Raw genomic sequence first — 14,849 nt, 5'->3', positions numbered from 1 at the left:
TCACTTTTTCCGCCTAAAATAATGGTAATAAATACCTCATTTTTACTAAAAATGTGAAAAATGAAGGAATATGACTATATTTAAATAGGGCATAGGAAACTTAATTCCAACCATTGATTCCTTTATGTTTGACGTAAGCTTTTCTTATAAGACTAAGCAAATGAAGAAAAGTCTAAATAAAGGGTTGAAAGGAGCAGATTTACTATGGGAGTGAAAAGAAAGCTTGCATCTGGGATGATGTCAGCAGCACTTGGATTGGCTCTGGTTGGAGGAGGAACATTTGCCTATTTTTCCGATGAAGTAACGACGAATCATGTATTTGCTGCTGGCACACTAGACTTATCAATTAATCCTGAGGTTGTGTTTCAAGTTGAGAACATCAAACCGGGTGACACAGTCACGAGAGAGCTTGTTTTAAGTAATAGTGGTTCGTTGCCAATTGAATCCGTTCACCTGCTCACAAATTACCAAGTATCGGATGAATTATCTGATAATACAGAAGATTTCGGCAAACATATTCGTGTAAACTTTTTGTGGAATTGGGAGAAAGAGTCAGAACCTATTTTCGAGACAACTTTGTATGAATTAAAGAATATGGACCCTGATATTGTTCAAAGAGACCTATGGGATCCTTTATGGAAACAGAATAGTGGCCTAGCTCCAGGAGAAACAAATGAGATATGGGTACAATTCGAATTTGTTGAAAACGGTGAAGATCAAAACCAATTCCAAGGGGATCAGTTAGATCTAGAATGGGTATTTAATGCTTCACAAACAGCTGGTGAGGAGAAGTAGAGTAAATGAAAATAAGCAATGGGGAGGCGTTTTTGCATGTCGATAAAAACGAAAGTATTATCAACAGCATTCATTTTAGGGATGCTAGCGAGTCCTATTCAAGGGCAAGTTTATGCAAATGAATCACAAACCAAACTGTATAGCGAATCATCTCAGCTTACTGAGCATATGAAGGTAAGTGAGACTGTTGAGCCTAAACAAATACTTGAAAGCTATCTACTTTCTAAAAGTAAGCAATTCAATTTATCTAATAAACAAATGAGCGAAAATTTCACAATAAAAGATTATGAATTTATTAAAAATGAAAACTTTCATCACTATCGTTTGCAACAATTATATAAAGGTATTCCTATATATGGAGCAGAACAAACTTTTAATATTAGAAAAGATACTGATAAAGTTACTTTTTATGGTGAAGTCGTTTCAGACATCGATATTGACCTAAAAGCTACAACCGACCAAATAAGTGAAAAAAAGGCTATTTCCATTGCAACAGCAGGAATAGAAGCATCAATTGGCGAAGTAAACCAATATGATAGTGAAATAACAGCAGAAAAATACATTTACAAGTTTAATGATAACTATTATCCTGTTTATCTTGTGAAAGCTTCCACCACCTCTCCGGAAGTAGGGTATTGGCATTACTTTGTAAATTTAGAGACTGGGCAGATTATTGATTCCTTTAATGCAGCAAATGAAATAACGGCATTTGGTTATGGTGTATTCGGAGATAAACAAATGTTTAAGGCATCTTACATTGATGGTTTGTTTAAGATGTATGACCAAACAAGAGGTGATGGGGTCATTACATACGATTATGATAATAATATTAATGAAGATATTGTTAGTAGAAGTAAGTTATTTACCGATGGTGCTGCAGTTGATGCTCATGCCAATTCTCAAAAGACATACGACTACTACCAAAAAACCTTTGATCGCAACTCTGTAGATGATCAAGGGCAAAGATTACTCTCCCGTGTACATGTTGGGGATAATTGGAACAATGCTTCTTGGAATGGTGTATATATGTCTTATGGAGATGGTGATGGTATTAGATTTCATCCGCTAGCTGGTGGTCTTGATGTGGCTGCACATGAAATGTCTCACGGTGTCATTCAACATACAGCAGGGTTAATTTACCGCAATGAATCAGGTGCGTTGAATGAATCATTTGCTGATATTTTCGGAGCAATGGTCGATCGAGATGATTGGATTATCGGTGAAGATATTATGGCGAATGGGGCGATTGGATTACGCTCTATGGAAGACCCAGCTAGTTTAATTGAGAATAGAACACAACAACCTTATCCAGATCATTGGGATAGAAGGTATACAGGTTCTCTCGATAATGGTGGTGTCCATATTAATAGTAGTATTAATAATAAAGCTGCTTACCTTGTCTCTGAAGGGGGAGAGCATTACGGAGTGGAAGTAACTGGTGTTGGCCGAGAGAAAACGGAACAAATTTTTTATCGGGCCTTATCGGTTTATTTAACACCAAATTCAACATTTGCCATGATGAGACAAGCTGCCATCGATGCTGCAGAAGATCTCTATGGTGAGGATTCAGCGGCAGTTACGGCAGTTGAACAAGCTTATAACGCTGTTGGCGTTCAATAATTAAAACATAAATATGCTGGGGAAATAATCATCGTTCCCCAGCCCTTGAAAGAAAAGGGGATATAACATGAAGCGCAATGGAAAAATCATTTTATTACTCTCTGTTCTGTCTATCTATTCTCTCATTTTGACTTTCCATTCAGTTTTAATAGGGCAAACAAAAGCAAGTTATACATATTCAACCTCCGTTGATGTAAATGTAGAGAGTAAAGTCTGGTCATCTAATGAAGAAGTAAGCAATAGTGAAAAAAAACGAGAGACAGAAAATGAGCATGAAGAGGAAAATGACCAAGAGATAGAAAAGCAAGAGGATGAAAAGATGGCAAAAGAAGATAAGCAACAGCAGGAGGAGCAAAACGAAAGTACTGAAGAAGAAGAAAAAAACGTCGATGTTGAACATAACCAAGAAGAACTGGAAGAAGAGGAAGTTAGTAACGAAAATCCATCTTCTGATGACGAAATTGAACAAACACTTGAAGAAGAGGAAGTTGAATAAATGAGAAAGGTACTTAATTGGTTTAGTACGGCTTTGACGGTTTTCTTAATGGTTATAGTTATCGTGTTAGCGGTTGTTGTTGTTGCTGCTAAAGCATCAGGCGGGGAACCAACAATTTTAGGGTACCAATTAAAGTCTGTGTTATCTGGTTCTATGGAACCCACGTTTCAAACAGGTGCAGTTATTGCCGTAAAACCACTAGAGCAGGATGAAAAGCAATCTTTACAAAAGCAAGATATTATCACTTTTCAAAGTGAAGAAGGCATGCCTGTTACCCATCGTATTCATAAGGTTATCCATAGTGGCGTGCACACGATGTATGAAACAAAAGGAGATAATAATAATACAATTGATAAAGATCTCGTACTTTCCGACAATGTAACAGCTAAGTATACCGGCTTTACTATTCCTTACGCAGGCTATTTTACACAATTCGCACAGTCTAGGGAGGGAAGCGCGTTATTATTAATTGTTCCAGGTGTTTTCTTACTTATATATGCTTTATTCTTAATTATAACGGGTTTAAAGTCCATTCAAAATCAACAATAAGGAAACCTCACGAGAACAACTACTTAGGAGGTTTCTTTTTTATATTTCTCATCGATTGTTACTAGCCCTTGAGTTTATTTTAAAGTAATGATTCGTGCGGAGGTAATATAAATGAAGGGGTACCCCTCATTAATCGGGGGTGTACAAATTCAACTGATTTAACGATAATGCCGTCATTCACAGCTAAAAGCTTCAGGAGAAAAATGAAGAATAAAAGCCGTGCTTTATGTTAATGTCCCCTTTAAGTAGACATTCAAAAAAACCTTCATGTTACCATGAAGGAAAGAATACTACTTGGAGGGGATTTTTCTATGGCAAAGAAAGGACAAACTTTTAATAGTTATTCGGAAGAGTTTAAACATAATGCCGTCATGAAATATGTGAATGGGTCTAAAAGTTATAAAGCATTGGCAGAGGAACTGGGAATCCGTCACTGTAGCCAGCTTAAAGTGTGGGTTAAGAAATGGAAAGAAGGAGCCCCGTTTGATGAGCGTAAAGGAGTTTCTAATCCTTTAAAAGGCAGGCCTAGGACTAAATTTAAGTCGGTTGAAGAGGAAAGGGATTATTTGAAAGCACAAGTTGAATTTCTAAAAAAGCAGTATCCAAATCTGGTAAAGGAGGAGAAAACCCCAGACGAATGAAATATGAATTGGTGGATGAGTTAAGGGTTACCTATCCGGTCTCCTGGCTGTTGGAGATTGCCTATATCAAACCGGCAAGCTACTACAAATGGAGAAAAAACAATCATAAACGAGAAGAAAAAGTTAGGGATGAACAAGAGATTCGAGAGCACATTTTGGGCATACATTTCATGCATCCCGAATATGGACGACCCCGTATTACAGACGAATTAAATGAAAACGGGTATTTAATTAATCACAAAAAGGTCTACCGATTGATGGCGGCAATGAACATCCAATCAGTCATCCGAAAAAAGAGAAAACGACATGGTCATATTCCTTCTAACCTCTTTCCTAACCGTCTGAAAAGGAAGTTCAAGGCGGTAGGACCTAATCAAAAAATGGTAACGGATATCACATTTGTGTCTGTTGGCGAAGAATATTATTATTTATCGGTCATACAGGATCTCTTTAATAACGAAATAGTAAGTTGGGAGCTAGCCCAAAGAAATGATTTGGAACTTGTGTTAAAAACGGTAGAGAAATGGACAAAGAAAAAAGACGTGGCTGGAGCCGTTCTCCATTCGGATCAAGGCTTCCAGTACACGTCAAAAATATACAGCAACCGATTAAAGGATTATGGCATCGAAGGCAGCCACTCTCGCAAAGGAAACTGCCTGGACAATGCCTGTATAGAATCATTCTTTTCACACCTCAAAACCGAGAAGCTGTATATAAGTAAGTGTAAGGGAGAAGAAGAGCTAGAGCAAGCTCTTGAGGATTACATTTACCATTACAATTACAAACGAAGACAAAAGAAACTAAAGAAACGCGCGCCGATTGAATATCGACACGCGCTCACTGCTTAGCTTTTTATGTTGTCTACTTGACAGGGGCAAGACCATTATGCACAGCTTTTATCTTATATTTACACTTTTACCGACTTTTTTCCTGTCGTTTTCACATCTAATACATCTAGTAAGAAGACGAACACTGGTATACCGACAATAAGTCCCCATACGCCAAAGAAATGTTCCCCGAAAATCAATACGATAAAAGTATAGAAGACAGGTAAATTGGTTTTTGATGACATTAGCTTTGGATTAAGTATATATGCTTCGATTGCGTGAATAATCATAATGACGACTAATAAATAAATGACTAGCATGAATCCACCAATCGTATATCCGATTAAGCTTAATGGCACCAATGATATAATCACGCCCGCAACTGGTATTAAGCCTAAAAAGAAAATAAGAATAGATAATCCCATTAAATGGGGAAAATCCATTATCCATAGTGCAAATGTTGTTAATGCACAGTTCACAAGGGCAATAATAAATTGTGCCTCAATTACTTTGCCAAATGTTTGAACAAACTTAGAACCAAAGTAAGCAATCTCATTATAAAATGGTGCAACTTTGCTATATTTGAATTTGTTTGTAAAGGCAATCAATTTCGGCTTCTCTAAAACGAAGAAAATACTTAAAATAAGTGAAATCAAAAATTGTATACCAAATGAACTTATATCAGAGAAGTATTTAAGTAGAACGGTTACCCCTTGTTCTAAATAAGATGATATTTCATTTCGTTCATATAATTCTGTAATATAGTTCATGATAATATTGTCATGTTTTTGGCTAAAGAAACTTTGCATTTGTCCAATCAGTTGCGAGATTTCAAAAATAATAACTGGTAAATATCTGCTGATTCCAACAGTAAATATCGCAATAATGAATAAGTAAAGACCGATTACTGTGAATTTTCGATTTATGTTCACTTTCTTCAAGACAAGATTTACTAAGCGGTCCATTAGAAAGGAAATAATAAACGTAATAAGGATGACATTAATCATACTTCTCATTAAAAATAAAGCGAATACGAGAATTGCAAAAATAATAACTCTTTTAATCCCGCTACTTTGTAACCAATTCTTGAAATTTTCCATTTTCACATTCCCCCTATAAAATCTTCAACAATAAAGCATCTTTTTATATAAGGAGATTAGATAAATAACTGGATTGATACTGGACGGGTAGTTGAAATCGATCCTGTTTTGATTGTTGGTTCTCCTGAATGATGCTATGGGGTTCTTCTAAGCGAACAAAATCATTGATTTTATGTACAATAGGATTATTTTCTTCTGGTATAACCATCTCTGTAGGCCTTTTAAATGTAGCAAAAGTAGCCGTTATTTGAACATCATCATCATAATGTAAAGACCGATGCTCGTTTATATCCTCAGTTAAAAATGGCGTAATGAACATATAGCAAATGAACATCATTGATAAACATATCTTATACAAAACCTACATCCTCTCAGTATTTCCTTATATTTATTATTCTATCCTACTTTTTTTTAATTTCATATATTTTTCTTTAGATAAAAAAATATAATAGCTTGTTCTAACATATGCACAATACGTGTCATAAATGTACTAATTGGAATAAAGTGGTTTAGGACAATTCTACTTTCCATCGAATGATTTTAAGTAAGTCATGACAAAATAAGAATTCATCAAATGTGTTGAGGTGAAATGATGAAAAGTCATATGCGAAAGATAACTGTCGTTTTCTTTATACTTCCTATCATTGGATGGCTCTTGGGTTTATCGCTATTTCCTAGCGCTTATGCCACATCAGCAGCTCCAGTAAAATTACGGATTCTACAAACAACAGATATGCATGGTCATATGATGGATGAAAACGATGAAGGCGAATCTGTTAGCGATTTTGGACTCGTTAGAACCGCAACCTTAATTAAAAGTGAACGTAATGAAAACAAAAATGTCCTGTTATTTGATACTGGTGATATCTTAGAAGGAAATGCATTTGCAGATTATATATTTCAAACAAGATTGATGCATTTAGGACAAACTCACCCGGTTATTCATGTCATGAATACACTACGGTATGATGCCATGACACTCGGAAATCATGAATTCAATTATGGTATCGGCTTTTTAACAGAAAGCTTAAGAGATGTGACTTTTCCAATTGTAAGTAGCAATATATACAATGAGGATATGACGAAAAACATCTTTGATGATGTTTCATATATGAACCCATATGTGATTCTTGATCGGACATTGGTCGATGCAAATGGGGATGAACGTGCAATTAAAATTGGAGTGATTGGTTTTTTAACCCCCATTGTCGCCGATTGGAATAGTAATTACTTTAAGCAAAAGTTAAAAATGAGGACAATTACTGAAACGGCCAATCAGTATATTCCCCAAATGAAAGCAAAAGGAGCAGATATCATCATAGCTTTGGCTCATGTGGGTGTGAATGCGGATAAGGGCCTTGCGGAGCAAGAAGGGAATAGTGTCAATGAATTAAAATCAATTGAGAATATTGATGTGATTCTATTTGGACATAGTCATAATATTTTCCCAGAAAAACCGAATGAATGGCTTCAATCTCAGACAACACCATTCATTGTTCAAGCGGGGCATTGGGGAAATCATTTAGGAAGAATAGAACTTGAGTTAACTTATGATGGAGAACAATGGATTATTGAAGAAGGAGCTACTTCTGTAATCCCAATTTATAAGCAAGTTAAAGGAAAAAAAGTACCTAATGTCGCCAAAGATAAGCAAGTAGAGGCATTAATGAAGGGTCCCTATAATGAGTTAAAGAGTTTCCGCAAGTGGCACGCGCATTGATTGTAAACGGAAGAATGTAAATAAAAATCAATATATAATAAAGTGAATATATGAAGGATTTCAGTTAAAAGTTGGGGAGTTTAAAACTCCTTTTTTCTTAGTCTCATTTTGTATAAATGATGGCGCTACAGTTACTGCATTAATCGCAAATGTTGCAGTTTTTCCTAATTTTGCTAATTTTAAAAACTGTAATCTTTGATAATCTGGCCCGATTTCAAAAGTATGCGCGGAGCCGAACTTCTCTACTTTGGCAACCACTAAAAATCAGGCAAGTAGTATGTTTGTGAATGAACACCTTCTTTAATCATTGTCACTATTTTTTCGTGTTTTGTCTTTAACACCGTAAGATAGGTTTCTCTTTTTCTGCAGGCTAAAAGGAAGTGTAATGAACATTTTTAGTTCTTCTGACCACTTTCTTTGCCTTGCTATGGTTAAAAAAGGCATACCAAAGGATTTGAGTGTAGATAAGTGGATAAATACACAAATTAATGAAAGAATAAAACCAAAAATTCCAAAAGCATAACTAATTAATAAAACAGCCATTCTCAAGAAAAAGACATTACCCGTAAGACTGGCATTGACGAGAGTAAACCCTGCGATGGCTGTAATTCCTACAACAATGAGTAGCGTCGGCGAGGTTATACCGGCTCTGATCGCTGCATCACCAATGATTAAGCCCCCTATAACAGCAACTGTTTGTCCAATTCCTTTAGGCAGTCTTGCACCCGCTTCTTTAAATAACTCAAACATAATAAAAATTGTAAACATTTCCAGCAGTGTGGAAAACGGTAAACCCATCTTTGCAACTGTAATAGTGGCAATTAACGGCAAAGGTAATTGCCCAACATTATGGGTAACGAGTGCCGTATAAAATCCAGGTAAAAAAACGGTCAGGAATAAGCTTAGTAATCGTATCATTCGTTCTACTGAGGAGTAATAAAAGCTAATATTACTATCTTCGGCTGTTTTAACAAGGAAGCTTAAGTTGATGGGGGCAATAATCACAGTCGGGGCACCATCAATAATAATCGAAAATCTTCCTTGATTGAGTGATTCAACAACAAAATCAGGCCGACCTGAGAAATTTGTAAGTGGTAGTAGGGAGAATTTATTTTCCACAAGTAACTCTTCTAATTCATCACGACTCTGCAAAATATCGACATCAATGTGATTTAGTTTCTCTCGCACATTGTTAATTATTTGTTCATTCATCACATCTTTAATATACAGAAGTGCAACCCTCGTATTTGACCGACGCCCAATTACAAACTCTTCATTAACGAACGAGGGGGTTTTTAACCTTTTACGTACAAGTCCAAGGTTAGTGTCAATATTTTCGATAAAGCCGTCTTTTGGTCCCGTTACTGATACTTCAATAACAGATTCTTCGGGTTGTCTATTGGGCTCATCTTTCACATCATAATAATAAATACGTTCACGGAAGTTTGATAACACAGCTAATTTACCACAAAATACTTGATTTATTAATTCTTCTTTTGTTAATTTAGCTTTTAAACTGTAATCACTTTGTATGTAGTTATAAAGTTTTTCATTGTCATTATCCTCATCCATTAAAAAAGGAAGCACAAGAGAGTGGACTAACTTTATGTTTACAATGGGACGACAATAGATAATAATCAACTCTCCCTTAGGAGTATGCCGAACAGGAACGCTTTTGATCTGTATATCTGCAGAATGATTAAAAACTTCTGCTAACTTTTCTTTTGTAAAAAGGGATTGATCATACAAGCTCTTTAACCTCCTAGGAATAATTGTTTATTCTTAAAGATATATATAGAAACCATAATAAATTGAATAGGTAGAACAATCGTTGATATGGGTAAGAAATAACGAAAAACAAAATTATAAAATAGGTCTTGGTCTAACGGCATAACAACTGCAATGAATAACAAAATAAAGATGATAGAGATAGGTGTTCTGTTTTTCTCCCCTTTCGTAAGAATTTGAGAGGTGAGGTAGATAAAAAATCCAATTCGAATCGTAGCACCTGATAGCCATTGGAAAATAGCAAAAAAGTCTGTATGAGAAATATATCTTCCAATAGATATGATTCGCCACTCTTCAAATGCTGGGTACCTAAATTCGGAAGCGTATTTTGGACCAAATTCCACTATCGCTCCAATTGCCGGCCCAATCATTAATCCGATAATAAGTACACCCAGAATGATTAAATGTTTAATTTTAATCATTCCTTTCATATGGGGTAGGAAAAATAAAACAAAAGCAATCTCAATAATCGGTAAGCTTGTGTAAAACATCCCTTTTAGAATATCTAGTACACCCTCTTGGAATATGGGTAATAACAACTCATAATGTTTTTTCTTCATATTGGCGAAAGAAACAAAAAATCCTAAAAATACGACTACTGGTAGTAACAAGCGGCTAATAATGGCCATTGATTCTACACCGGAAAAACTACAATAGAAGCAGGCAATTAATAGTACACCACCAATGATCATACTGGAGAAATTCTGCATGAAACTTAACTGTGACCAATAGATAATTTCTTTTGTAGAGACAAAGGCAGAAATTATTAAATATAGGAGTAAAGGGAAGAATAAAATATAGAATTTGAATCTCCCTAATTGTTCACTAATAATTCGAATAAATGGTGTTCCTTTAACTGTTTGTCCCACTTTATAAATAAGAGGGGTGAATAGAATCAAAGGAATAATGGCAAGTAACATACTGATCCATGTATCGCGTCTAGAAGTAGACAATACAGCAGGAATAATTTCAACATGAGCAAACAAGCCGATGCCGAGAATCATAATATAGGCAATGCTAATAAAGCTTAGTTTTTGATTCAAAATTACTCACCTGTTTTTTTCCTTATTGTTTCAGCTATTCCAATTATTATGCGCAGATAAAAATATCTATATATATTTATTATTGTGTATTGATTATCAGTTTTTTTTAATCTAGAATTACTAAGGAATATCTTATAGAAGAAGGAGATTGGAATGTCAGACCAAACTATTATTCGTTTTGAAAACGTAACAAAGCAATATGACAATGACCCGGCTGTCTTAAATGATGTTTCATTTGAAATAGAGCGTGGGAAATTCTATACTTTGCTCGGTCCTTCTGGATGCGGAAAAACGACCATACTTCGCTTAATTGCCGGATTTATTTCGCCATCAAAAGGTAATATTTATTTTAATAATAAAAAGGTAAACGAAGTACCTGCAAATAAAAGACAAGTGAATACTGTCTTTCAGGATTATGCACTCTTTCCTCATTTAAATGTCTTTGAAAACGTGGCATTTGGACTTAGAATAAAAAAATTAAAATCTGAAATGATTAACCAAAAAGTGATAGAAGCTTTGAAATTTGTGAACTTAGAAGGATATGAAAAAAGAGAGATAAAAGAGATGTCAGGTGGGCAAAGGCAACGTGTTGCGATTGCACGAGCGATTGTTAATGAACCTGAGCTTATTCTTCTTGATGAACCATTATCTGCACTAGATTTAAAGTTACGAACAGAAATGCAATATGAATTGCGAGAATTACAAAGAAATTTAGGCATCACTTTTATTTTTGTGACACATGATCAAGAAGAGGCATTAGCGATGTCTGATGAAATTTTTGTTCTGAATAACGGTAAAATAGAACAGAGTGGTACGCCTAATGATATTTATGATGAGCCGATTAACCGTTTTGTTGCCGACTTTATCGGTGAATCTAATATTGTTGAAGGTGTAATGGTTGAAGATTATGTCGTTCAGTTTACGGGCAAAACATTCGATTGTGTCGATGGCGGTTTAAATCAAAATGAAACGGTCGAAATTGTCATTCGCCCAGAAGATTTAGAAATTACTAGCCCTAATGTAGGTAAGTTAAAGGTGAAAGTAGACTCACAATTATTTAGAGGCGTACATTATGAGATAAGTTGTTATGATGAAGATGGCAATGAGTGGCTCGTTCACTCGACAAAAAAAGCAATTGTCGGAAGTGAAATTGGTCTCAACTTTGAGCCAGAAGACATACATGTCATGCGTCTTGGTGAAACAGAAGAGGAATTCGATAAGCGTCTTGAAGCATATGAAGAGGGAAGTTATGAAAGCTAAATCTCGTAATTATTATTTAATTCCTTATGTTTTATGGATTGCTCTTTTTGTCATCACACCAATCGTCCTAGTCGTTTATTATTCTTTTTTTAATATAGAAGGTGAATTTTCGTTAGAGAATTACCAAAAATTCTTTACACCAGTTTATTTAAAAATGACACTTAGCTCCTTTTGGTACGCGTTTTTAATTACATTTTTCACGTTATTAATCGCTTATCCAACTGCTTATTTATTAACAAAAACAAAGCATAAACAACTATGGTTACTCCTTATTATCGTTCCTTCATGGATCAATTTATTATTAAAGGCTTATGCATTTATTGGTATTTTTGGTACATACGGAGCAGCGAATAAATTTCTTGAAGTGATGGGTGTAGGTGGAAAGCAAATTTTGTTTACAGACTTTAGTTTTGTGTTTGTCTCTGTTTATATCTTTTTACCGTTTATGATTTTACCAATATTTAATGCACTAGATGAACTGAACCCATCTTTTATTGATGCTTCGAAAGATTTAGGTGCTTCAAGCTGGCGAACCTTCTCTCGTGTCGTTTTCCCTTTGACTTTAGATGGGGTGAAAGCTGGATGTCAAATCGTATTCATCCCTGCCTTATCTTTGTTCATGCTGACAAGGTTAATCGCAGGAAATCGAGTGATTACATTGGGAACAGCTATTGAGCAACATTTTCTCGTGACACAAGATTGGGGAATGGGGGCAACCATTGCTGTTTTCTTAATTATCTTTATGGTTGTCATTATGCTTCTTACTGGTAGAAGAAAGAGAGGCGAAATGAGATGAAGAAATTTAAATGGTCCTCTCTTTATTTAATCATTGTTTTTATGGTTTTATATGCACCGATTTTTTATTTGATTTTTTATTCTTTCAATAGTGGCGGTGACATGTATCACTTTGAAGGGTTTACATTGGATTGGTATAAAGAAATATTTAATGACACTAGGCTACTCATTATAGTATTAAATACAATTATTGTTGCCTTGCTTTCATCAGCAATATCAACAGTTTTAGGGGTAGCTGGCGCTATGGCCATTTATTATGCAAGAAGAAGAAGAACAAAAAATACTTTATTGTCGTTAAATAATGTTTTAATTGTTAGTCCAGATGTCATTATCGGCGCATCTTTTCTCATTTTTTTCACAATGATAGGTATAAAGCTTGGCTTCATTTCCGTCTTGTTGGCACATATTGCCTTTAGTGTACCAATTGTTGTCCTAATGGTATTACCTAAGTTAGAAGAAATGAGTACGAGTATCATATATGCGGCACTGGATTTAGGTGCAAGTCGATTAGATGTGTTAACAAAGGTTGTATTACCTTATATTACCCCTGGTATATTTGCTGGTTTCTTCATGGCACTTACTTATTCTTTGGATGATTTTGCTGTCACCTTTTTTGTGACCGGTAATGGATTCTCAACTCTTTCTGTAGAAATTTATGCGTTGGCGAGACAAGGGGTTTCTCTAAGTATTAACGCCTTATCAGCATTGTTATTTTTATTCACCATGCTTTTAGTTGTTGGTTATTACTTTATAACAAAGAAAACGAGCAAGATAGGTCGAATGGGGGTTAGAAAATGAAAAACCTCATACGTGCTTTGTCACTTGTATTAATTGTTTCTTTTGTCTTGTTGTATATCGTTCACCGCTTAAATACTGCACAAGGATATACAGGCGAGAACACGATTACTGTCTATAACTGGGGAGACTATATAGACCCTGAATTATTAGACCAATTTGAAGATGAAACAGGTATCAAAGTAATATACGAAACCTTTGATTCAAATGAAGCCATGTTAACAAAAATCGAGCAAGGTGGGACTTCATACGATATAGCGGTACCTTCAGAATACATGATTGATAAAATGAAACAGGAAGATTTACTTCTCCCCATTGATCATGCACAACTGCCGAATTTGAAAAATATTGATCCACGTTTTCTTAATTTAGCTTTTGATGAGAACAATGAATATTCTATTCCTTATTTTTGGGGAACAGTAGGTATTCTCTATCATCCTGATAAAGTAAGTGATGAAATTGATTTTAAACAATGGGACGATCTTTGGCATCCAAGCTTGAAAAATGATGTATTACTCGTTGATGGAGCGAGAGAGGTCATAGGTTTTGGACTGAATAGTCTCGAGTATTCATTAAACGAAACAGATAAAGCAAGATTACTGGAAGCGAAGAATAAACTGGATACATTAACACCAAATATTAAAGCCATCGTTGGTGATGAAATTAAATTATTAATGCAAAATAATGAAGCGGCCGTTGCTGTTTTATGGTCTGGAACTGCCCAAGATGCGATGTGGGAAAATGAATCACTGGAATATACGGTTCCTGAAGAAGGATCGAATCTTTGGTTTGACAACATGGTCATCCCAAAGACAACAAAAAATAAAGAAGCGGCTCATCAATTTATTAATTTTATGCTAGATCCGAAAGTTGCTGCGCAAAACGCTGAATATGTAGGTTACTCAACACCGAATAAAGCAGCTCTTCCTCATATGGATGAGGAAACAACGAGTGATGAGCGTTTCTATCCGGATGAAGAGCAAACAGCTAAGTTAGAAGTATACGAGAACTTAGGTAAACAAATGCTTGCTTATTATAACGAACTGTTTCTTGAATTTAAAATGCATCGTAAATAAACAATAAAATAAAGAAGAACAGAAAAGATCGTCAGAGCAGCCGCAAAGCGGACAAATTTCAATGGTGGAATTTGTCCGCTTTTTTAATGGAAGAGTACAATGAAATGCTTATAGGCAATAAATGCTGTTCGTACTTTATGATTTTTTTGATGATAACAATGGTGGCATTTAAAAAGGGTGAGCCGTTAAATTTATCGGAAGGGTAACGAACGTGGGAGATAGTCATGCTTGGATAAAAAATAAGAACTACTCTAAATAATATATTGCAGCTGAAACTTTTTCTCTATAAAGCATTGAAATAACTGAAAAATTGTGATAATTTACTATAAACAAGAAGTTAAAAC

The 14,849-nt window shown here is 35.1% G+C and carries 15 protein-coding genes; 11 read left to right on the top strand and 4 right to left on the bottom strand.

The window, feature by feature from the left end; translation table 11 throughout:
- Nucleotides 1–204 precede the first annotated feature (204 nt).
- From LG276_RS13010 to LG276_RS12985, 6 genes are all read left to right on the top strand, one after another.
- Nucleotides 205–795: a CalY family protein gene (locus LG276_RS13010; RefSeq protein WP_224938334.1), complete on the top strand. Its 591-nt coding sequence runs from the start codon at nucleotides 205–207 to the stop codon at nucleotides 793–795.
- 36 nt (nucleotides 796–831) lie between these two features.
- Nucleotides 832–2,415 (top strand): M4 family metallopeptidase, encoded by a 1,584-nt coding sequence (locus tag LG276_RS13005; protein WP_251161716.1) that lies wholly within the window; start codon nucleotides 832–834, stop codon nucleotides 2,413–2,415.
- Between the two features lie 67 nt (nucleotides 2,416–2,482).
- Entirely contained in the window at nucleotides 2,483–2,911 is a 429-nt protein-coding gene (locus LG276_RS13000; protein ID WP_251161715.1) for a hypothetical protein, read from the top strand.
- Nucleotides 2,912–3,460, top strand: a complete 549-nt coding sequence (gene sipW / locus LG276_RS12995) for a signal peptidase I SipW (RefSeq protein ID WP_251161714.1) — start codon at nucleotides 2,912–2,914, stop codon at nucleotides 3,458–3,460.
- Between the two features lie 311 nt (nucleotides 3,461–3,771).
- Nucleotides 3,772–4,101: a transposase gene (locus LG276_RS12990; RefSeq protein WP_251161713.1), complete on the top strand. Its 330-nt coding sequence runs from the start codon at nucleotides 3,772–3,774 to the stop codon at nucleotides 4,099–4,101.
- Entirely contained in the window at nucleotides 4,098–4,949 is an 852-nt protein-coding gene (locus LG276_RS12985; RefSeq protein WP_373370910.1) for an IS3 family transposase, read from the top strand. The genes LG276_RS12990 and LG276_RS12985 overlap by 4 nt, the downstream gene beginning before the upstream one ends.
- A gap of 59 nt (nucleotides 4,950–5,008) precedes the next feature.
- Here LG276_RS12985 and LG276_RS12980 read toward each other — a convergent pair whose 3' ends face one another.
- The gene (locus tag LG276_RS12980) at nucleotides 5,009–6,028 is read right to left on the bottom strand and encodes an AI-2E family transporter (RefSeq protein ID WP_224936639.1); all 1,020 of its coding nucleotides are present in this window, start codon (nucleotides 6,026–6,028) and stop codon (nucleotides 5,009–5,011) included.
- A 43-nt stretch (nucleotides 6,029–6,071) separates the two neighbouring features.
- A complete protein-coding gene (locus LG276_RS12975; protein ID WP_224936638.1) occupies nucleotides 6,072–6,386 on the bottom strand; it encodes a hypothetical protein in 315 nt (104 codons plus the stop codon).
- 234 nt (nucleotides 6,387–6,620) lie between these two features.
- On the opposite strand from LG276_RS12975, the gene LG276_RS12970 reads away from it, so the two are divergent.
- Complete coding sequence (locus LG276_RS12970) at nucleotides 6,621–7,748, top strand: metallophosphoesterase (RefSeq protein ID WP_251161711.1); 1,128 nt, start codon at nucleotides 6,621–6,623, stop codon at nucleotides 7,746–7,748.
- A 300-nt stretch (nucleotides 7,749–8,048) separates the two neighbouring features.
- Here LG276_RS12970 and LG276_RS12965 read toward each other — a convergent pair whose 3' ends face one another.
- Together LG276_RS12965 and LG276_RS12960 are read right to left on the bottom strand one after the other, a co-directional pair.
- Nucleotides 8,049–9,497 carry a spore germination protein gene (locus LG276_RS12965; protein WP_251161710.1) on the bottom strand — a complete coding sequence of 483 codons (1,449 nt, stop codon included), beginning with the start codon at nucleotides 9,495–9,497 and terminating at the stop codon, nucleotides 8,049–8,051.
- A gap of 5 nt (nucleotides 9,498–9,502) precedes the next feature.
- Complete coding sequence (locus tag LG276_RS12960; RefSeq protein ID WP_251161709.1) at nucleotides 9,503–10,579, bottom strand: endospore germination permease; 1,077 nt, start codon at nucleotides 10,577–10,579, stop codon at nucleotides 9,503–9,505.
- 153 nt (nucleotides 10,580–10,732) lie between these two features.
- Between LG276_RS12960 and LG276_RS12955 the strand changes: the two genes are divergently transcribed.
- From LG276_RS12955 to LG276_RS12940, 4 genes are read left to right on the top strand one after another with little or no spacing between them, the layout of a single operon-like run.
- Complete coding sequence (locus LG276_RS12955) at nucleotides 10,733–11,839, top strand: ABC transporter ATP-binding protein (protein ID WP_224936634.1); 1,107 nt, start codon at nucleotides 10,733–10,735, stop codon at nucleotides 11,837–11,839.
- Nucleotides 11,829–12,635, top strand: a complete 807-nt coding sequence (locus tag LG276_RS12950) for an ABC transporter permease (protein ID WP_251161708.1) — start codon at nucleotides 11,829–11,831, stop codon at nucleotides 12,633–12,635. Before LG276_RS12955 ends, LG276_RS12950 begins: the two co-directional genes overlap by 11 nt.
- Entirely contained in the window at nucleotides 12,632–13,432 is an 801-nt protein-coding gene (locus tag LG276_RS12945) for an ABC transporter permease (RefSeq protein ID WP_224936633.1), read from the top strand. The genes LG276_RS12950 and LG276_RS12945 overlap by 4 nt, the downstream gene beginning before the upstream one ends.
- Nucleotides 13,429–14,505, top strand: coding sequence for a PotD/PotF family extracellular solute-binding protein (locus LG276_RS12940; protein WP_251161707.1), 1,077 nt, complete (start codon nucleotides 13,429–13,431; stop codon nucleotides 14,503–14,505). Before LG276_RS12945 ends, LG276_RS12940 begins: the two co-directional genes overlap by 4 nt.
- Nucleotides 14,506–14,849 lie beyond the last annotated feature (344 nt).

The organism is Cytobacillus kochii (assembly GCF_044790165.1).
GTDB lineage: Bacteria > Bacillota > Bacilli > Bacillales > Cytobacillaceae > Cytobacillus > Cytobacillus kochii.
The sequence above is the reverse complement of the archived record's forward strand: the minus strand, read 5'-3'. Positions and strand labels throughout refer to the sequence as shown.

What these genes read in the sequence shown, in the direction of transcription:
- LG276_RS13010 (WP_224938334.1), top strand. Translation starts at nt 205, where the DNA reads ATGGGAGTGAAAAGAAAGCTTGCATCTGGGATGATGTCAGCAGCACTT.
- LG276_RS13005 (WP_251161716.1), top strand. Translation starts at nt 832, where the DNA reads ATGTCGATAAAAACGAAAGTATTATCAACAGCATTCATTTTAGGGATG.
- LG276_RS13000 (WP_251161715.1), top strand. Translation starts at nt 2,483, where the DNA reads ATGAAGCGCAATGGAAAAATCATTTTATTACTCTCTGTTCTGTCTATC.
- sipW (WP_251161714.1), top strand. Translation starts at nt 2,912, where the DNA reads ATGAGAAAGGTACTTAATTGGTTTAGTACGGCTTTGACGGTTTTCTTA.
- LG276_RS12990 (WP_251161713.1), top strand. Translation starts at nt 3,772, where the DNA reads ATGGCAAAGAAAGGACAAACTTTTAATAGTTATTCGGAAGAGTTTAAA.
- LG276_RS12985 (WP_373370910.1), top strand. Translation starts at nt 4,098, where the DNA reads ATGAAATATGAATTGGTGGATGAGTTAAGGGTTACCTATCCGGTCTCC.
- LG276_RS12980 (WP_224936639.1), bottom strand. Translation starts at nt 6,028, where the DNA reads ATGGAAAATTTCAAGAATTGGTTACAAAGTAGCGGGATTAAAAGAGTT.
- LG276_RS12970 (WP_251161711.1), top strand. Translation starts at nt 6,621, where the DNA reads ATGAAAAGTCATATGCGAAAGATAACTGTCGTTTTCTTTATACTTCCT.
- LG276_RS12955 (WP_224936634.1), top strand. Translation starts at nt 10,733, where the DNA reads ATGTCAGACCAAACTATTATTCGTTTTGAAAACGTAACAAAGCAATAT.
- LG276_RS12950 (WP_251161708.1), top strand. Translation starts at nt 11,829, where the DNA reads ATGAAAGCTAAATCTCGTAATTATTATTTAATTCCTTATGTTTTATGG.
- LG276_RS12945 (WP_224936633.1), top strand. Translation starts at nt 12,632, where the DNA reads ATGAAGAAATTTAAATGGTCCTCTCTTTATTTAATCATTGTTTTTATG.
- LG276_RS12940 (WP_251161707.1), top strand. Translation starts at nt 13,429, where the DNA reads ATGAAAAACCTCATACGTGCTTTGTCACTTGTATTAATTGTTTCTTTT.